A 16,967-nucleotide genomic window follows, 5' to 3' on the forward strand; every position below is an offset into this window, starting at 1 on the left:
GCTTCCTGATGTTAGAATGTAAGTCCCTTTTTGATCCAGTCATATTTTTCCATGGCCAGCATGAGCTGCATTTTTCCGGTTTCAACATCATTCTTGGCAGATGTGTAGGCGTTCTGCTGCTGGACCAGTTCCAGTGAGCTTATATTTCCCGTGGCAGCCTTGGCAGATGCCGCATTCATGTTCACTGTCTCCAGCTGGAACTTTATATTTGCTGCATCCAGGGCATCTCTGGCATCCAGCACCGTATTGTACTGGGTCTTAAGGCTGTTGTATACCTTGTTCCTGGCATCCTCCAGGGTCGCGTTTGTGGAAGCGATCAGGTCCTCGGACCTCAGGTTCTGTATTTTACGCTCATTATATTTCACATCATAATTATTGGCAACAGCCTGTTCCCTGTCCGCCTCCGGATTCATGGCCGCGATCCGGTTCAGGTCCGGCGCCGGTATGGACCGGATCTCAGGCTGGGAATCCGCTCCCCATCCCAGCATCATGCAAAGATTGCGGTGTACGTTGTCCGTTGACTTCTGGGCCGACAAAATGCTGGCATCAATGTCCTGGACACTCTTAAGGGCTGTTAGCACATCGGTCTCAGTGGCCATTCCCGCATTCCTGCGCGCAACGGTTGCCTCGTAGGAAGCCTGGGCCAGCGCCCTGCTGGCGTTAAGGTTCTCCATGGTATAGGCGGACTGTTCATAGGTTGCCATCAGCTGCTGGGCCTGGAACACAAGGTTGGCTTCTGTCTGGTCATACGTTATCTTATACATATCCGCGTCCATATAGTTCTGGTCCGCCACCTTGGCCAGGGAATTGCCTGCAAAATCCAGCTGGGCTGCCTGCATCCTGCCATTATAGGAATCCGTATCCGTGTTGCTGGCATCATCCCACAGATCCCTGGCATCATCCAGAAGCTGTTCATTGATGTCGGTAAGATTCTGCTTTTTCTGGTCGCTGAGCGTGGAACGGTTGCTGCGCACCGTGGGGTTATACTCGTGTATCAGATCCGCCAGTTCGCCGTATTCCATTACATTGTCCCTTAGGCTGGCCCACTTGTCGGCAGAATAGGCAAACTCCGGGCTGATGTCCTTGGTGATGTCCGGGGCGGGCGGTTCCGCAACCGCGTAGTTCTCATCCGGCTTGCTTGCAAGGGTGGCAAATGCTGTCATGGGCATGGATCCGGCAATGGCGGATGCTGCCAATAAGACAGCTGCCCGGTGTCCGTATTTTTTCATATTTCTCATCTTGATTCTCCTCTTTGTCCGTGTTGCAATGTGGTAATATTACAGATTCCCTTTTCCAGGATCTGCATTTCTTTTCTGGTCACTGTAAGAAGCTGCTCTTTATCCACAACATTTTTATAATACTGGGTAACGGCCTTGATGGTAATAAGCATGAGCATCTCCACCAGATATGCCAGATTCTCTTCATCAATGGGGTAATGATCCCTGTCAATGCGCTCATAAATATTCTTAATGAACGTCCTGTAGGCTTCATCCTCAAGCATGAAGCCACTGATCCCAAACAAATGGTTCTGGTTGACCAGGCTCAGGTCGGAAAGCATGTTCCTGTACATGCGGTATCCCAGGCCGTCCTCTCCCTGCTCCATCACTGCCTCCAAAAGCTGCACCGCTGCTGCAAACGGGTTCCCCCCTGATTCCTTCAGGGTCCTGAACACCTTTGCCTGGCAACTCTCCCTGAACCCACGCAGCATATACTGCATAAGGTCATCCTTATCCTCAAAATATGTATAAAAGCTTCCCCTGGAGATATCGGCTTCCTTGATGATCTGGTTAATGGATGCAGAAGAATAGGGTACTCTGGAGAACTCATGGACAGCTGCTTCCAGTATGGCCTGCTTCTTTTCTTCCTTTAGTTTCAAAAAACGCTGTGTAGGCATTAAGCCAGCCTCCTTGCTATCATTGGTATCCTCATATTCCCTTAAAATGACATAATGTCATTGTGACATATTGTCACGTAGCCAATTATAAACACTTATGCCAGGTATTGTCAAGAAAGGAAGCATTAAATTTCCATAAACTTAAACAATATATCCTGCCAAAGAACCAAATTAAAAAAGAGGAACCTGAACATGTCAAGCCCCCTTCATATGATCACTTCCCGATCTCCTCAAAATTTTCCGTCCTGTCAACAATGTAGATCGGCCTGTCTTTAAGCTCTGTAAACAGAATGGCAATGTATTCCCCGATAATGCCAATGATCACAAACATCATGGCAAACATAAAACAGATCAGCACCACGATGGTGGCGTAACCGCTGGGCGCCCCCCTGCGCGTAAACAGCGTATAAATCATAACCAGCAGCCCCAGCAGGGCTGAGAATATCCCCGCATAGATTCCCAGCTTCAACGGCATATTGGAAAAACATAAAATCGTATTAATGGAGAAAACAAACAGCTTTTTGATGCTGTATTTGCTCTCCCCCGCCACCCTGGCCCTGGCCTCATATTCTATTGTAGTCTTTTTAAAGCCTACATTCTGCACATAGCCCCGCAAAAAACGCACCTTTTCACGGTAGTTTTCCTTCAGGACCTGGGCAACGTGACGGCTGATGGCAAAGAAGTCAGAGGCATTGGCCTCAAAATGTACGTCTGAAATATGATTGATCAGCCAGTAAAAACCGGAAGATGTTATGTTCTTTACAAGACCCGCGGTCTTATTTCTGGTGCGGACCATGTTGATAACTTCATATCCCCTCTCAAAGCATTCCAGAATCCCGGGAATACATTCCGGAGGGTGCTGAAGGTCCGCGTCCATACATATGATGCCATCCCCCCTGCTGTAATCCAGTCCGGCGATCATGGCGGCCTCGTGGCCGAAATTTCTGGAAAAGCTGACCACCTTTACGTTACTGTCTCCTGCAGCAAGGCGTTCCAGTATGGATAAACTCTGATCCCCGCTTCCGTCATTTACAAAAATCAGTTCATACTCCCACGCAATCCCCTTTAGTACCCCCGTTGCTTCTCTGTAAAAATCTTCCAATGCCTTTTCTTCGTTGTAGACTGAGACCACAACCGATAACAATCTGTCCATGAACTATGTCTTAAGTCCTTTCTTCATTCAGAGCCGGAGCAATTTTCAAACTCACTCTAATCAAACACCTCAATCTCCATGCTGGAGTGGGCGGGAACCCGTTGCTCCTCAGGAGGCAGCTGCATGTAATCCCCATACAGAAGGGTCAGGACCTCATGCCAGCCCTTTGGTATCATCAGCTGTGTATCCTCAAACGGGGCGTCCTCCACATTGTCGCACCAGTCCTGGTCCACGGTCACGTACAGGAAATCCGGCTGGTAGTTGCTGTAGTAGCGCAGTCTGCCCTTGCTTTTCCTGTCCTTTAATGCAAGGGCCCTCTGCATGGAGAAAATAGCCTTCATAGGGACGCACCGGCCCACACCGGCCAGGATACCCACAAATATCTTATTGGCCAGACTGTACTTTTTAAAATCCAGCTCATACCTGTGTCCCATGGCCATTCCGTATACCGCCATGTGCAGTAATTTTGTAATGGAAGCCCCCATCCTGCCGGCAGGCAGCCTGTCTATGACAAACAGGTCCACCCACAGGTGGTTCAGCTTTCCCTCATAGAACCGCATTTGCGGGCTGTCTTCATGACACCTGCTGTTCTTATAGATGATCCGTGCCGTAAAATCATAGAATCCCTTCCCATTCCGAAAGCTGTCGGGCTCCACAAGCTCCAGACCTTGGGGAAGTTCCCTTTTTACCACCTTCATAAACGCATCGTACTGGTTTCTGGTAAATGCCACATCCGCGTCATCATCCCAAGGTATGAACCCCTTGTGGCGGACCGCACCGATCAGTGTTCCTGCATCCAGCATGTATTTGATATTGTATTTGCGGCAGATCCTGTCTATCTCTTTCAGGATCGTCAGATTGGCCTGATGGACCCGGCTCATATCATAATCTGATTTCATCTTACCGTACTCCTTTTCACTATGCGCCCACTGCCTCACGGATGGTCTTTGCCATATGATCGATCATCTCATCCGTCATTCCCGGATACACGCCCACCCAGAAGGTATCTGACATGATCCTGTCCGTATTGGCCAGTTCACCCACGATCCTGTATCCCGTGCCTGTGCTTCTCATCTCATCAAAACATGGGTGTTTAGTCAGGTTGCCTGCAAAGAGCATCCTGGTCTGGACGCCTTTTCCTTCCACATACCGCACTACCTGGTTCCGGTCCACTCCCTCCCGGCATGTGATCAGGAAGCCGAACCAGCTGGGCTCAGAGTGAGGCGCTGCCTCGGGCAGGATCAGTTTGTCCTCCAGCCCCTTAAGGCCTGCCTTCAGGCGCGCAAAATTATGACGGCGGCGCTCCACAAAGGATGGGAACTTTTCAATCTGGGCGCATCCGATAGACGCCTGCATGTCGGTGGCCTTCAGATTGTATCCAAGATGGGAATACACATATTTGTGGTCATATCCCAGGGGCAGCTCGCCGAACTGTTTGTCGAACCTGTGCCCGCACATATTGTCCCAGCCCGATGGACACACACAGTCCCGCCCCCAATCGCGGAAGGAGCGGATGATCTTGTTGAGAAGGGGATTGTCCGTGTATACGGCTCCGCCCTCTCCCATAGTCATATGGTGTGGAGGATAGAAGCTGGAGGTCCCGATGTCTCCGATGGTCCCGGTAAATCTGGTCTGCTCCTTTCCCTCCGCCTCCACGGTATACCGGCTGCCCAGCGCATCGCAGTTGTCCTCCACCAGCCACAGGTTATGGCGCTCACAGAAGGACTTCACTGCCCTCAGGTCAAAGGGATTGCCCAGGGTATGGGCGATCATCACCGCCTTTGTCCTGTCTGAGAATGCCTCCTCCAGCTTAGTTACATCTATATTATACTGGGGAATGGTCACGTCCACAAATACGGGGACAGCCCCATACTGAAGTACGGGAGCTACGGTTGTGGGGAAGCCGCAGGCCACCGTGATGACCTCATCCCCTCTTTTGACCCTGCGTTCGCCCAGCAGCGGGGATGTCAGGGTCATAAATGCAACCAGGTTGGCGGAAGAGCCGGAATTTACCAGGGAGCAGAACCTGATCCCCAGATAGTCCGCCAGCTTCTTTTCAAATTCATCCGTAAACCGGCCGGACGTAAGCCAGAATTCCAGGGCGCTGTCCACCAGGTTCACCATCTCATGGTGGTCATAGACGCGGGATGCATAGGGAATCCTGTCACCCTCCTTAAACGGGCCTTTCTTATTATGGAAGGTACTGCAGTATTCCTCCACCATGGCAAGGATCTGTTCTCTTGCCTCCGCTTCTGTTTTATGATCAAACATAGTTCAAAATCTCCTCTCTCAATTCTCCCGGGTAAAAAACTCCCGTATCTGTCTGTCCATGACCTCCAGCATCTCCTCGCCCTCCAAATATGCCCTGGACCACTCCACGGTCTTTGCAATGGCTTCCTCCACCCCGTATCTGGGCTGCCAGCCAAATACCGACTTGATCCTGGAACAGTCCAGCTTCAGGAAACCGGCCTCATGGGGGCCTCCGTCATAGCGGTCGATCCACTTGATCCCCTGTCCCCATACGCGGCAGAACATATCCACCAGATGTCCGGTTGTCACGCAGTCCTTGTCATCAGGGCCCACATTATAGTATCCCTGATAACGCCGGTCTTCATACTGCTTCATGGCAATGGTGAGGTAAACCGCCAGGGGCTCCAGCACCAGCTGGTACGGCCTTGTGGAGTGGGGGTTGCGAACAATGATATCCTTGCCGGCAGCAGCGGCTCTCACACAGTCCGGTATGATCCGGTCATTGGCAAAATCACCGCCTCCGATCACATTACCGGCCCTTGAAGTAGAGACAGCACAGCGTCCCTGGGACAGGAAGGATTTCTGGTAACTGTGGGTCACCAGCTCCGAGCATGACTTGCTGTTGGAATAGGGGTCAAATCCATCCAGGGGATCATTTTCCCTGTATCCATACTCCCACTCCTTATTCTCATACACCTTATCCGTGGTCACATTAAGGAACGAGCGCACGCTCTCTGTAAGCCGCACGCACTCCATCACATGGACGGTTCCCATCACATTGGTCTCATAGGTATACACCGGATCCTTATAGGAATCCCGCACAATCGGCTGGGCGGCCAGATGGAACACGATCTCAGGCTCCACCTGTTCAAACACATCCCGCAAATGCTTCAGGTCCCTCACATCCCCGGTCACGCTCTCCATGGTATCCTCAAGACCTGCGATCTCAAACAGGCTGGGATCCGTGGGCGGTTCAAGGGCATACCCCGTCACCTTCGCCCCCGCCAATGTGAGTATCCTGGAAAGCCAGGCCCCCTTAAACCCGGTGTGGCCTGTCACCAGCACCCGTTTATCTTTATAAAACTTTGTCAATTCTTCCATGGTCATGATTCCAACGCCTCCCTGCAATCAATCATTCTCCAACTGCCGGCAGCTCCGCAGCCGCACAGCTTTTCTCAATCTTTCCAAATCTTCCAGGGAGCTTTACCGGACTGCCACAATTCCTCCAGTTTCTTCATCTCACGCTGGGTGTCCATACACTGCCAGAACCCGCTGTGGTAAAAGGATTTAAGCTGCCCCTCAGCTGCCAGCCTCTGCATGGGCTCCTTCTCGAACACAGTGGAATCCCCCTCCAGATAATCAAAGATACCGGGTTCCATCACCATGAAACCGCCGTTGATCAGGGCGCCGTCATTGTCCTCCTTTTCCCGGAAGGACATAATGGTGTTGTCCTCATCAATATCCAGCACCCCCTTCATCTGCCCGATGTTCACGGTGGTGATGGTTGCCGTCCTGCCATGGGACTTGTGGAACTGCACCAGTTTGTCCAGGTCCACTGTGGATACCCCATCGCCGTAGGTGAGCATAAACGGCTCATTCCCAATATACGGCTGGATCCGCTTCACACGCCCTCCGGTCATGGTGTTAAGCCCTGTGTCCACCAGGGTCACCTTCCATGGCTCGGAATAATTGTTGTGCACCTCCATCTTGTTATTGGCAAGGTCAAAGGTCACATCTGATGTGTGAAGGAAATAATCCGCAAAAAATTCCTTGACCACGTACTGCTTATATCCAAGGCAGATAACAAAATCATGGAATCCGTATTCGGAGTAGTACTTCATAATATGCCACATAATGGGCTTTCCGCCGATTTCAATCATGGGCTTTGGTTTCAGATGACTCTCCTCGCTGATCCTTGTGCCAAGTCCGCCTGCTAAAATTACAACCTTCATTCTTTTCCTCCATTATGTGCTTTTATCTGAAAATATTCAGCCTGTTTTCCTCTAAGATACGGAATGCCTCCTGGATCTTGTCCACGCCTTTCCTGTACTCGTATGTGTCTTCCAGATCCTTCTTGGCGGCCTCCAGCTCCTCCCGGCTCATACCCGGGATCAGCGGGGCCATTGCCGCCTTTTTCTCAAAGCTCGCCTCCCGGTTTGGGGCCTTCCTGATCTCATGATAAGTAGTATAACCATTTCCCGCCAGGATTGCAAGGCAGAATACTGCCGTCAGCCACTGCCGCACCCTACGTTTTCCCCCGCCCTCATTCCAGGTAAGCGCAAAGGTAAGGACCAGCCCCAGGATCCCCACCTGGAACTGCAGGGCGTAGCGGGAACTTAAAGCATATGTCTCACTCTCAAATATATAGCGGGATATGAATATGATCACATGGTTAAGCCCGCCTCCCACCAGCAGCATCATGGGAAATATGGTCCTCTCATAAAGCTTAAATCTCAGGTTCAGATAAAGGGCATACACATAGCCCAAAAGGACAAACATGCCTATGAGGTAACACATCCGGCTGCTCAGCACCCCCTGTCTCATCAATTCCTGAAGTTCCTCTCCCCCCACCAGGATCCCTGCAAAGGATTTGAGCATGAACCGTACCGGAAATGTGGGATTGTCCGAAAGGATCTCCATCAAAGAGCGCCCCGTGGCCCCGGCATGTTCCTCCACTGCAAAGGAATTGCTGAGAATATAAAGAAGCAGCGGGATCAGGGTACATGCCATATAGGCCAGATACCGCATGTCCCAGGACCGGACATCTAAGACTCCCTTTCCGGTCCGCTCCCCTCTCCCAAGTCCGTCCCGCACCATGCAGAATCCGTAGGACATAAGGAGCGTCACTGCATAGACGGCGCAGTAAGGGCCTGCTGTTCCCAGTATGATCAGCCAGGGAAGCGCCAGGAGTTTCATCCTGTCATGTTTTTTTTCCCCGCCGGACCACACACGGTCCAGAACCAGTTCATGGTAGTAAAAACAGGCAAAGGCAAAGAAATGGGACCATCCGCTTCCGTTTGTAAGCATTTCCCATTTGTTCAGGCTGAACATTACCGCCATGAGAAGGGCAAACCAGCCGCAGCCGATTCGTTTGTCCCTGCAGTAAATACCGAATGCCCATCCGGCCAGCCCCAGGCTCACCACCCCCAGGACCCGCTCAAAGGTAATGGAGAATCCGAACAGTTCCACGTTCACGATCCTGCAAAGGTAATTGATGGGGATCCTGGTAAGCACATCCGGTACAAAGAACTTGTCCGGATCATACACATCGGGAAGATAGCTGTTCACCAGCCTGATATAATCGGAATATACCACATCGCAGGTGGCATTCTTCACATACCACAGGCAGAATAAAACGCCCAGAACAGGGAGCATCCAATATATGATTTTTCTGTAACGTTCTGCGTTCATGGTTTCTTTTCCTCTCTTTGGGATGTACCAGGCGTCCCGTCCGCTACCTGGCCGTCATATGCACGATTGCGGCAAGCCTGTCGTCTCCCCGCTGCTCCTGGGCATTGGGCATATAAAAATTATAATCAAAGGTCAGGTGTACCATTTGCCATGGTTCCGCCTCAATGGTGGTATTCACCACCGTGGAGCGGACCGGGATGACCCTCGGCTCCTCCTGGTCCATGGTGATCTTGATGCCCTCCCCTCCGTTCATGACGCCCGGGTACATGATCTCCAGATCAATGCAGCCCGTCTCTCCCGCCATGACTGTAAGGCTGGCATGTTCGTCCATCCATCCGTCCTCATAGTAGCCATAGTCCACCTGGAGCTTCAGTTCTTTCACAAACTGGGTGATGTCCTGGAATCCGTTGTGGTCCGGATCCTCCCGCAGCACAAGCATGCGGTCGTTCACCAGCCCGATATCCCGGATACTGTCTATGAATTCCACCCTGGTCCCCTCCGCTGTCCTGTCCTTGTCATACACCTTAAAGAACGTGCGGGCAGTAAAATCGCTCATCTCATAGCTGTTGCCTATGATATAAATGGTCTTTCCGAAAATACTGTCCCCATACCGCTCATAAGTCTCCTCAGCCAGAGAGTTGTACCTGAGCTGGTTGGGCCACAAATACAGTTTGGGATAGTATCCCCTGTAAAACAACTCCACGGGCAGCATCAGCGCCACATAACAGGCAAACACCACACCCCAGGGCCACAGGCGTTTCAGGTAAAGCTCCGGCTTCACCCCCTGGGTCAGCACCCCATACATATATGCCAGAAACAATAGGGATGCTGTGAGGGAGACATAGACCCAGCGCATTTCCACCCGAATGGTAACACTGGAGGACGCAATGCAGGCCCCGATAAACAGCAGGAACAGGACTGAATTCCAGATGATCCGCAGCCTGGCATCCCTCCGTTTATCCCTTATGAGTTTTACCAGAAAGCCAATGACAAGAATTACAATGGCCAGGTCGGCCGCAAGCACCAGGAGCCGGATCCCCAGCGGGCTCTGGTCCCACGGACAGCCGTTCAGGTGTTCCGGGCCTGCATTGATCCCAAACACATAGGCGGCCTGGCACAGGGCATAGCGGATAGTATCCCCTATGGAAAAGGTGTCCGCCACCTGGGTTCCTCCCGTGCCGGCCGGAAGAATGCTTCCGATGGTAAATGCCCGGATCAGCTGGACAAGGAGGAAGGAACCGATGCTGATCCCCCATTCCCAAGGCCCTTTGGAGCGCTTTACCAGCAATGCGAACAGAAGCAGCGGAAACAGCACCATATACCGTTCATGGACAAAACATACGCCGAAATAAAGGGCGCAGGACAGGTAAATACATCCCTGGCTGTCCTCCTCATTCATATAGCGGTAAAGATACCATAGGATTCCGATGGCCATCCACAGGGCCATGGTCTCCATCAGCCCCAGGACCTGGCCGATCTGGTAGTAAGCCATACGGCTGGACAGATACATAAAACCGCACAGGAAACCGATGGCCTTGGAGCCGGCCAGACGGCGTCCCACAAGGTAGACGGACCATGACACCGCTGCGTTCAGCAGTACGTTAAAGGGCACAAACCAGTTCACATGATTGCCCACCACCGCCATCTCCAGCCAGGCGGCCAGATAGTACAGGAATCGGAACCTCGTACTGCCCACGGGAAATACATACTGCAGGAATCCCTGTTCCCCGTAGCAGGACCAGAAATACAGGTCATCCATGTAAAGCCCCTTGATCTCAATATTCCTGTTCACCCAGATTGCCGTGGCCAACAGAAGCCCCATAAAGATCACATGGTCCTTCCATTCATATTTTTTCTCCATTCTGGAGAAACCGATCCTGGTTCTTGCACTCTCTTTTGTCTCCACTGTACGCGCCTCCTTGTCCCGGGCACCCGGTGCCCTTGCTCTTGCAGGTTTCCTTATGGATGTGTCATGTGGGCCGTCACACGCTCCATGCTGTAATTTTGGTAAAACTCCTCCACAGCCTGCTCCGGATGTTCAGGGGCAGCGCCGTCAAGGGTAACCCTGGCTGTCATATTCCCCCATTCATACCGGATATCGGTAAGGCTTCCCTCCTCGATCATGTCCTCGATCATCTCAAGGGCCCTTGGCTGCCCCGCCAGATATCCTGCCTCCACAAAGAAATATTCCGTACCCGCATATTCCAGGAATTCCTCAAAATAAGCCAGCCTCTTTACCAGATACACGTTTCCGCCGCTGCCCGTCACATCATAGTAGCTCTGAACGCTGCAGGGCAGTTCCAGGACATCGGGGTGGGTCCCAAAAGCAACCACCCTTGTCCTGGGCGTAAAGCTGCCGGCCAGAGCCTGATATCCCTTTTCCCGCCTTCTCACAAGCGCCTCCCGGCGGTGGTCGTAATATCCCCTGTGCTTCAGGCTTATGGGGGTAAATCCGGAATTTCCGGCCCAGCTGGTCAGACAGGTAATAGGGACGTTGCATACCATGAAGAGAATGACCGTCAAGCAGCACAACCTGCCTGCTTTCCCGGCGCCTGCTTCCTCAATCCCGGCTTTCTCAACTCCTGCTTCACCGATCCCCCCGGCCATCCTCATGGAGCTGATGACCACCAATGCATAGAACAATATAAAATAGTTTCCGTCCACCTGGGAAAGGGTATAGATGCTTGCAATACATCCCAGTGCCATAACAGGAACCAGGACCAGGTCAAAGAAAACCCTGGGGTTCCTCCTGTCCCTGCTCTTTACCGCCGACCATATCCAGATAAAAAGGAACAGGGTCACCAGACAGGTTCCCCAGGCAATGATCACATGGTCCATATCCTCCGATACGGGGGCCAGGAGCATTTCCCCAAGGCGCCTTCCCAGACGGGCCAGCTTTTCCTCCACTGTGAGCAGGGACGCATCCCCGATCACATGGCGGAAGGTAAAGGGATATTTAACCGCCCAGCCGATCTTCTCGCAAAAGCCCGCAAAGATGGAGGTCACCGGCACCCCGGTCAAAAGCCAGGTGCGGTACCACAGCCCCGCCACCGCGCCCGCGGGAAATACCAGCAGCAGCCATCCCCTTTTATCCCCCAGGGTGAGACGGCCTGTAAGGATCAGGCACAACAGCGCCACGCCTCCAAGGGCGGTAGAAAATACCAATGCAGTGGGTTTATAGACCATGGTCAGAAGATAGGTACCTATGGCCATAAGAAGCCAGGGCGTTCCCGACTGTCTGCCAGGGCCTTTTTCATCCTTTTTCCCTGTCTCAAATGCCTGGCACAAAAAATAATAGATAATCAGCTGGTGCAGCAGGGTGATGATATCGCTTTTGGCCGTGGCCGCCATGTTCATGATACCCGGTATGGAGGAGAGGACGGCCGCCGCAAACAGCCCCATCCCGCGCCCTTTGACCCGGCTCACCATGGACGCCCCAAGGGCCAGTACAGCCACGGCGATCCACAATGAAAATGCCAGCACGAACCCATATGTGGGCGTGCCGCACAGGGGAAGCACCAGCACCTCCAGTCCTTTGCTGTAGGTATATACCAGGTTGATCATCCCCAGATTTTCATAGATCCCCCTGCCGTTGTCCAGGACATAGGCGGAGCGGAGTCCGTAATGCAGGGAATCATAGTCCAGCTCAATATTCAGGCGTCCTGCCTGGATTAACACCATGGTTATGATAAATGCCAGGAGCCAGGCATGGGACCTGCGCTCCGGCATCCAGCCAAGGAATACGCTCCGGCAGCTCCTGGGGGACCGTTCCCCCTGGGCCGGCATTCTCCGGCGCCTCCTGACAAACAAGGCCCCCTCGGCCAGCAGGGCGGCGGCCCCCATAATCAGCGCGCACCACCGCCACAGGCGGATTCCTCCATGGCCTGTCAGGGAAATGAGGCACACAAACACGATCCAGAATCCGCTTCCGGTCACCAGGGACAAAGACATTTCCAGGATCGTGCATTCCTTTAGTTCAAGGGATATGAGCCGGTGCAGCCATCTGCCCCAAAGCATCAGGGCCGCCAGATACAGGAATGATACCGCCCCAGGAAGGAAGATCCGGTGACACCAGGTAAATACCACGATACCCGCAGCAAGTCCCAGACACCTGACCCACGCTTTTCCCCTGCCCTTCAGCCAGAGCAGGTTCCATATAAATACAGCTCCCACTTCAGCCATCATGGTTCTGGAAGATGCCTCCTTCAGGACAAGGCTCAGGGGACCGGTGACCATTACCTTATGGCATGATATGATAAGAAATATTCCTGCCAGCCCAAAAAGCCCTGCCAGGAGCAGGTTCTCTCTCTTGCTACCTTTCATATATAACCTTTAATCCTTCTGTTCTTTCGATTTTCCAAAACGGATCCGTCACTCATATTCTGCGTAAGCCGACTTATAAAAATGCATCAGAAGACGGGCAACAGGTTCCGGCCAGAAGCGTCTGAACATGATTTCCTCCTCCAGCTGCCTCCTGTTGTCCGCAATACATGCCTTGGTTGTAGCGCCCTCATGGACTCGATAATAGAGAAGGGGACGTTCCACGCAGATAAAACGGCCCCTTTCCCCGGCCAGCTTGTAAAGATTGTCCCAGTCAAGGGCAAACTGGAATCCGGAACACACCAGGGGTACACCCAGCATTTTTTTCTGGTAGGTGGTGGCCGGGCAGCAGATCGGATTGCCAAGGATCAGGGACAGGCGTTTGACCCAGGTCAAACCATTCAGACAGGGCATACGCAGCGGAATGCGCAGCAGACGCTTGATCCAGAGCATTTTATCCCCTGTGATCAGACGGCCGTTCTTTATAATGGCATAGTCCGTGGTAAACACGGTCATATCCGGGTATCTGCCATAGGCTTCCAGCAGTTGGGCCGAATATTCCCTGTGATACATATCATCCTGATGTGCGATGGTGACCAGCTCACCATCCGCCATCTCATAGGCAAAATTCCAGTCATCCCTTATATTGCTCTCCCCATCCCTTACATACAGAGGAATTCCATATTTCCACGCAAGCCCGTCTATGTAGGGGCTTGGGGTGGATGTGCACAGGATCATGTGGCCCGGCAGGCTCTGGGCCTTCAGAGAACGGATACAGCGCTCCAGATAAGGGGAATCCTTGTATGCGCAGATAGAAAACACATGCTTATACTTCATAGAAATGCTCCTCCAGCATCAGGCAAAGGGCGTGGTAAACCGGAAGATGGAGTTCCTGGATCTTAAAGGTCTCCTTTTCCGGAACCACAATGGGCACATCGCTGGCCTTTGCCAGGGCTCCCCCATCCTTTCCGGCCAGGCCAATAACCTTAATTCCCATGGCTTTTGCCACAGCCGCGGCATACATCACATTCTTTGCATTGCCCGATGTGGAAATACCTATGAATACATCTCCCTTTTTTCCATAACCATACAGCTGCTGGGCATAGATCATCTCCCCATCCACATCATTGAGGAATGCGGTGGACAGGGCCGTATGCCCGGTGAGGGCGATTGCGGGAAGCGCTCCCTGAAGTCCCTCCGCCAGCGCAGCGCCCCGCTGGGGATCGGCCTGTCTGAGCGCATGGGCAAACTCCGGGGACACGGGGCGCCGTTTAACAAAGCCCTTCATAAGTTCCCCCACAATGTGTTCACTGTCCGCGCAGCTTCCTCCGTTGCCCGCGATGAGGACCTTTCCCCCTTGCTCATAACAATCCTTTAAAAGCTCATAAGCGGCCCGGATATCCTCCTTTACCGCTTCAAGCACCGGATATCTTCCGGTCAGTTCCTCCAGATATTCCATCTCTTTCATGGGTTCACACCTGTCCTTTCTCCACAATCCACCGTGCCGCGTCCATAAGGGTCTCGCCATAATGATCGTACACAGGGTTTACTCCCCGGTCCATATCCTTTTGGTGCTGCTCCCTGCCGTATCCGGTGCCCACCAGAATGGAGGCAATGCCGTAATTCCTTCCCGCTTCCACGTCCAGCAGTTTATCGCCCACCATAAAGGAATGGGCCTTGTCCACTTCAAAGTCCTTTTCCGCCATCTCAAACATACCGGTCCCGGGCTTGCGGCATCTGCACTGGGTTTTGTATTTTCCCAGACCATGCTCCGGATGGTGGGGGCAGTAATAGTAGGCGTCAACGGCCGCCCCCTCCCGCTCCAATACACGGTTCATATAGCGGTGCAGCGCCTCCACATCCGACTCCTTATAGTACCCCCTGGCCACCCCTGCCTGATTGGTCACCACCACCAGCCGGTATCCGGCCTGTTTCAGCAGCCTCAGCGCCTGGGGAACGCCTGGGATCAGCTTTAAGTCCTCCCGTCTGTGAAGATAGTGGACCTCCTCATTCAGGGTACCATCCCTGTCTAAAAATACAATTCGTTCCATTCAGATCATATCTCCCTGTATCCGGCTTACAGGCCGAACCTGTACTCTCCGTCAGGCATATGGACCGTCACCTGGTCATACTGCCATCTGTCGTCATCCATAACCCAGCTCTGGGCTCCCCGCAGTTCAAAGTTCCAATCAGCCAGCTGGCCTCCTACCTGCTCCATGCGGGCCGCCACCTTGTGGCGCACATTATAGGGGCAGTACATCAAAAGATAGCCTCCCCCGCCGGCTCCCAAAAGCTTTCCGCCCAGGGCCCCTGCTTTCAGGGCCTCGTCATAGAGCTCATCAATCTGGGGTGTGGTTATCTTGGAGCTCATGCGCTTTTTGCTCTGCCATCCATAGTCCAAAAGCTTTCCGAAGCTGTGGAGGTTGCCCTTTAACAGCTCATCCTTTAATGCATAGGCCAGGGCCTTCACCTCGCACATGGCCTGAAAACTGTCCTTTTTCTCATAGTTTTGGACCTGGTCCTTGATAATGTTGGCGGATACATGGATCTTTCCCGTGTAGCAGAGCAGCAGGTTGTACTGCAGCTCATGGATGATATCCTTCTTAATGCGCAGAGGATTCACCACCACATTATTGCGTCCATGGAACTCGATAAAATTAAATCCGCCAAAGCTGGCCGCATACTGATCCTGGTAACCTCCATCGATCCCCAGATCCAGACGCTCCACCTGGTAAGCCAGGTCCGCCATGGCATAGGCGTCCATCATGGTTCCCTTCCAGCGGGACATGGCCATGAGCATGGCTACCATCACCGTGGAGGACGTTCCAAGACCTGAGCCCGGAGGCGCGTCACACTGCAGGAACACCTCGCAGCCCTGCTTGATATCCATGGCCTTTAAGGCGGCGGTTACCAGGTCCAGCTTTCCGTTATAGACATAATTCTCATTTGTATTGTATTTGACCGTCATATCAAAATCAATGGAATTCACAATGATCTGGTCATCCTCCCTGGGGACAATGGAACAATACGCATATTTATTAATGGTGCTTCCGATAATGGCCCCGCCCTGTTCCTCGCAGAACGGCGCCACATCGGTTCCCCCTCCGCCAAAGCTTACGCGAAGGGGCGCCCTTCCTCTGATCACCATATAACCTTCCTCCTCACATCTTCCTGGAACTGGTAGTATGCCTCGGGAATGCCGATATCGATAAAATATCCGTCATTGACAAAACCTCCCAGCCTTTTTTCCTCGCCCAGCCATCTGGGTATCATGTCATTTTCCAGTGAAACCTTTCCCTCCGGGATCCTGTCAAGCAGCTCCCTTTTCATCAGGTAGACGCCGCCGTTAATGGTCCCTGTTCTGGCTTCCTCTGTTTTTTCGTTAAATGCAGTGAGTATCCCTTCCCGGTCCAGGACAGCCTGTCCATATCTGGACACATCCTCCACTTCCCGCAGTACAAGGGCCATGTCCAGATCCCGGACATCCATGATCTTGGACAGCCGCGTATAATCGATCTGATAAAATGTATCCGCATTGAGGACATAGAACCTGTCCTGTGTGATCAGACGGCCCGCATTCTTAATAGCCCCCGCTGTTCCCAGCAATGTCTCCTCATAGGCGTAGGAAGCATGAAATCCAAACCTGTCTCCACTGCCAAAATGCTCCTCCACCATGGAACCCTTATACCCCACGGCAAAGATAATGTCCGTGATCCCGTGGCGCACCAGCTCCCTGGTCACATACTCCATAAAAGGGCGTCCTTCAATCAGCGCCATGGGCTTGGGCCGGTCGCTTACCACGCTGCGAAGCCGTGTGCCAAGTCCGCCGGCCAAAAGTATTGCTTCCATTCCTCATCCTCCATTCGGTCCGTTTTTCCGTCTGTCCTTCCGGTCTGTTCTTCCGGTCTGTCCGCCGGTCCGGTCTGCTGCAACGGCCAA

Annotated in this window: 15 protein-coding genes; all 15 read right to left on the reverse strand. The window is 52.7% G+C overall.

The annotated features are described in order from the left end of the window. Nucleotides 1–11: 11 nt before the first annotated feature. The 15 genes from ABID13_RS14305 to ABID13_RS14375 all read right to left on the reverse strand — a co-directional run bounded on the left by ABID13_RS14305 (nucleotide 12) and on the right by ABID13_RS14375 (nucleotide 16,877). On the reverse strand, nucleotides 12–1,238 hold the full coding sequence (locus ABID13_RS14305; RefSeq protein ID WP_045093522.1) for a TolC family protein: 1,227 nt from the start codon (nucleotides 1,236–1,238) through the stop codon (nucleotides 12–14). Beyond that, nucleotides 1,235–1,894: a TetR/AcrR family transcriptional regulator gene (locus tag ABID13_RS14310; protein WP_007866672.1), complete on the reverse strand. Its 660-nt coding sequence runs from the start codon at nucleotides 1,892–1,894 to the stop codon at nucleotides 1,235–1,237. The genes ABID13_RS14305 and ABID13_RS14310 overlap by 4 nt, the downstream gene beginning before the upstream one ends. Before the next feature lie 214 nt (nucleotides 1,895–2,108). After that, nucleotides 2,109–3,047, reverse strand: coding sequence for a glycosyltransferase family 2 protein (locus ABID13_RS14315; protein WP_007866674.1), 939 nt, complete (start codon nucleotides 3,045–3,047; stop codon nucleotides 2,109–2,111). 56 nt (nucleotides 3,048–3,103) lie between these two features. After that, a complete protein-coding gene (locus ABID13_RS14320) occupies nucleotides 3,104–3,946 on the reverse strand; it encodes a LicD family protein (protein ID WP_007866676.1) in 843 nt (280 codons plus the stop codon). 19 nt (nucleotides 3,947–3,965) lie between these two features. Beyond that, nucleotides 3,966–5,318 carry a lipopolysaccharide biosynthesis protein RfbH gene (rfbH, locus tag ABID13_RS14325; protein WP_048929952.1) on the reverse strand — a complete coding sequence of 451 codons (1,353 nt, stop codon included), beginning with the start codon at nucleotides 5,316–5,318 and terminating at the stop codon, nucleotides 3,966–3,968. Nucleotides 5,319–5,336: 18 nt separating this feature from the next. Next, nucleotides 5,337–6,404: a CDP-glucose 4,6-dehydratase gene (gene rfbG, locus ABID13_RS14330; RefSeq protein WP_007866679.1), complete on the reverse strand. Its 1,068-nt coding sequence runs from the start codon at nucleotides 6,402–6,404 to the stop codon at nucleotides 5,337–5,339. Between the two features lie 68 nt (nucleotides 6,405–6,472). Beyond that, complete coding sequence (gene rfbF, locus ABID13_RS14335; protein ID WP_007866682.1) at nucleotides 6,473–7,249, reverse strand: glucose-1-phosphate cytidylyltransferase; 777 nt, start codon at nucleotides 7,247–7,249, stop codon at nucleotides 6,473–6,475. A 22-nt stretch (nucleotides 7,250–7,271) separates the two neighbouring features. Next, nucleotides 7,272–8,708 (reverse strand): hypothetical protein, encoded by a 1,437-nt coding sequence (locus ABID13_RS14340; protein WP_048929953.1) that lies wholly within the window; start codon nucleotides 8,706–8,708, stop codon nucleotides 7,272–7,274. Nucleotides 8,709–8,751: 43 nt separating this feature from the next. Beyond that, nucleotides 8,752–10,614: a glycosyltransferase family protein gene (locus ABID13_RS14345; RefSeq protein WP_048929954.1), complete on the reverse strand. Its 1,863-nt coding sequence runs from the start codon at nucleotides 10,612–10,614 to the stop codon at nucleotides 8,752–8,754. 53 nt (nucleotides 10,615–10,667) lie between these two features. Beyond that, nucleotides 10,668–13,031 (reverse strand): glycosyltransferase family protein, encoded by a 2,364-nt coding sequence (locus tag ABID13_RS14350; RefSeq protein ID WP_048929955.1) that lies wholly within the window; start codon nucleotides 13,029–13,031, stop codon nucleotides 10,668–10,670. Nucleotides 13,032–13,079: 48 nt separating this feature from the next. Next, nucleotides 13,080–13,865: a glycosyltransferase family A protein gene (locus ABID13_RS14355; RefSeq protein ID WP_048929956.1), complete on the reverse strand. Its 786-nt coding sequence runs from the start codon at nucleotides 13,863–13,865 to the stop codon at nucleotides 13,080–13,082. Continuing rightward, nucleotides 13,855–14,496 (reverse strand): D-sedoheptulose-7-phosphate isomerase, encoded by a 642-nt coding sequence (locus tag ABID13_RS14360; protein ID WP_045093527.1) that lies wholly within the window; start codon nucleotides 14,494–14,496, stop codon nucleotides 13,855–13,857. The genes ABID13_RS14355 and ABID13_RS14360 overlap by 11 nt, the downstream gene beginning before the upstream one ends. A gap of 4 nt (nucleotides 14,497–14,500) precedes the next feature. Further along, nucleotides 14,501–15,079 (reverse strand): D-glycero-beta-D-manno-heptose 1,7-bisphosphate 7-phosphatase, encoded by a 579-nt coding sequence (gene gmhB, locus ABID13_RS14365; protein WP_007866695.1) that lies wholly within the window; start codon nucleotides 15,077–15,079, stop codon nucleotides 14,501–14,503. 26 nt (nucleotides 15,080–15,105) lie between these two features. Next, entirely contained in the window at nucleotides 15,106–16,176 is a 1,071-nt protein-coding gene (locus ABID13_RS14370; protein ID WP_007866698.1) for a GHMP family kinase ATP-binding protein, read from the reverse strand. Beyond that, the gene (locus ABID13_RS14375; protein WP_045093528.1) at nucleotides 16,170–16,877 is read right to left on the reverse strand and encodes a nucleotidyltransferase family protein; all 708 of its coding nucleotides are present in this window, start codon (nucleotides 16,875–16,877) and stop codon (nucleotides 16,170–16,172) included. The genes ABID13_RS14370 and ABID13_RS14375 overlap by 7 nt, the downstream gene beginning before the upstream one ends. Nucleotides 16,878–16,967 lie beyond the last annotated feature (90 nt).

This window comes from Enterocloster citroniae (genome assembly GCF_040545455.1).
In the GTDB taxonomy this organism is placed as follows: domain Bacteria; phylum Bacillota; class Clostridia; order Lachnospirales; family Lachnospiraceae; genus Enterocloster; species Enterocloster citroniae.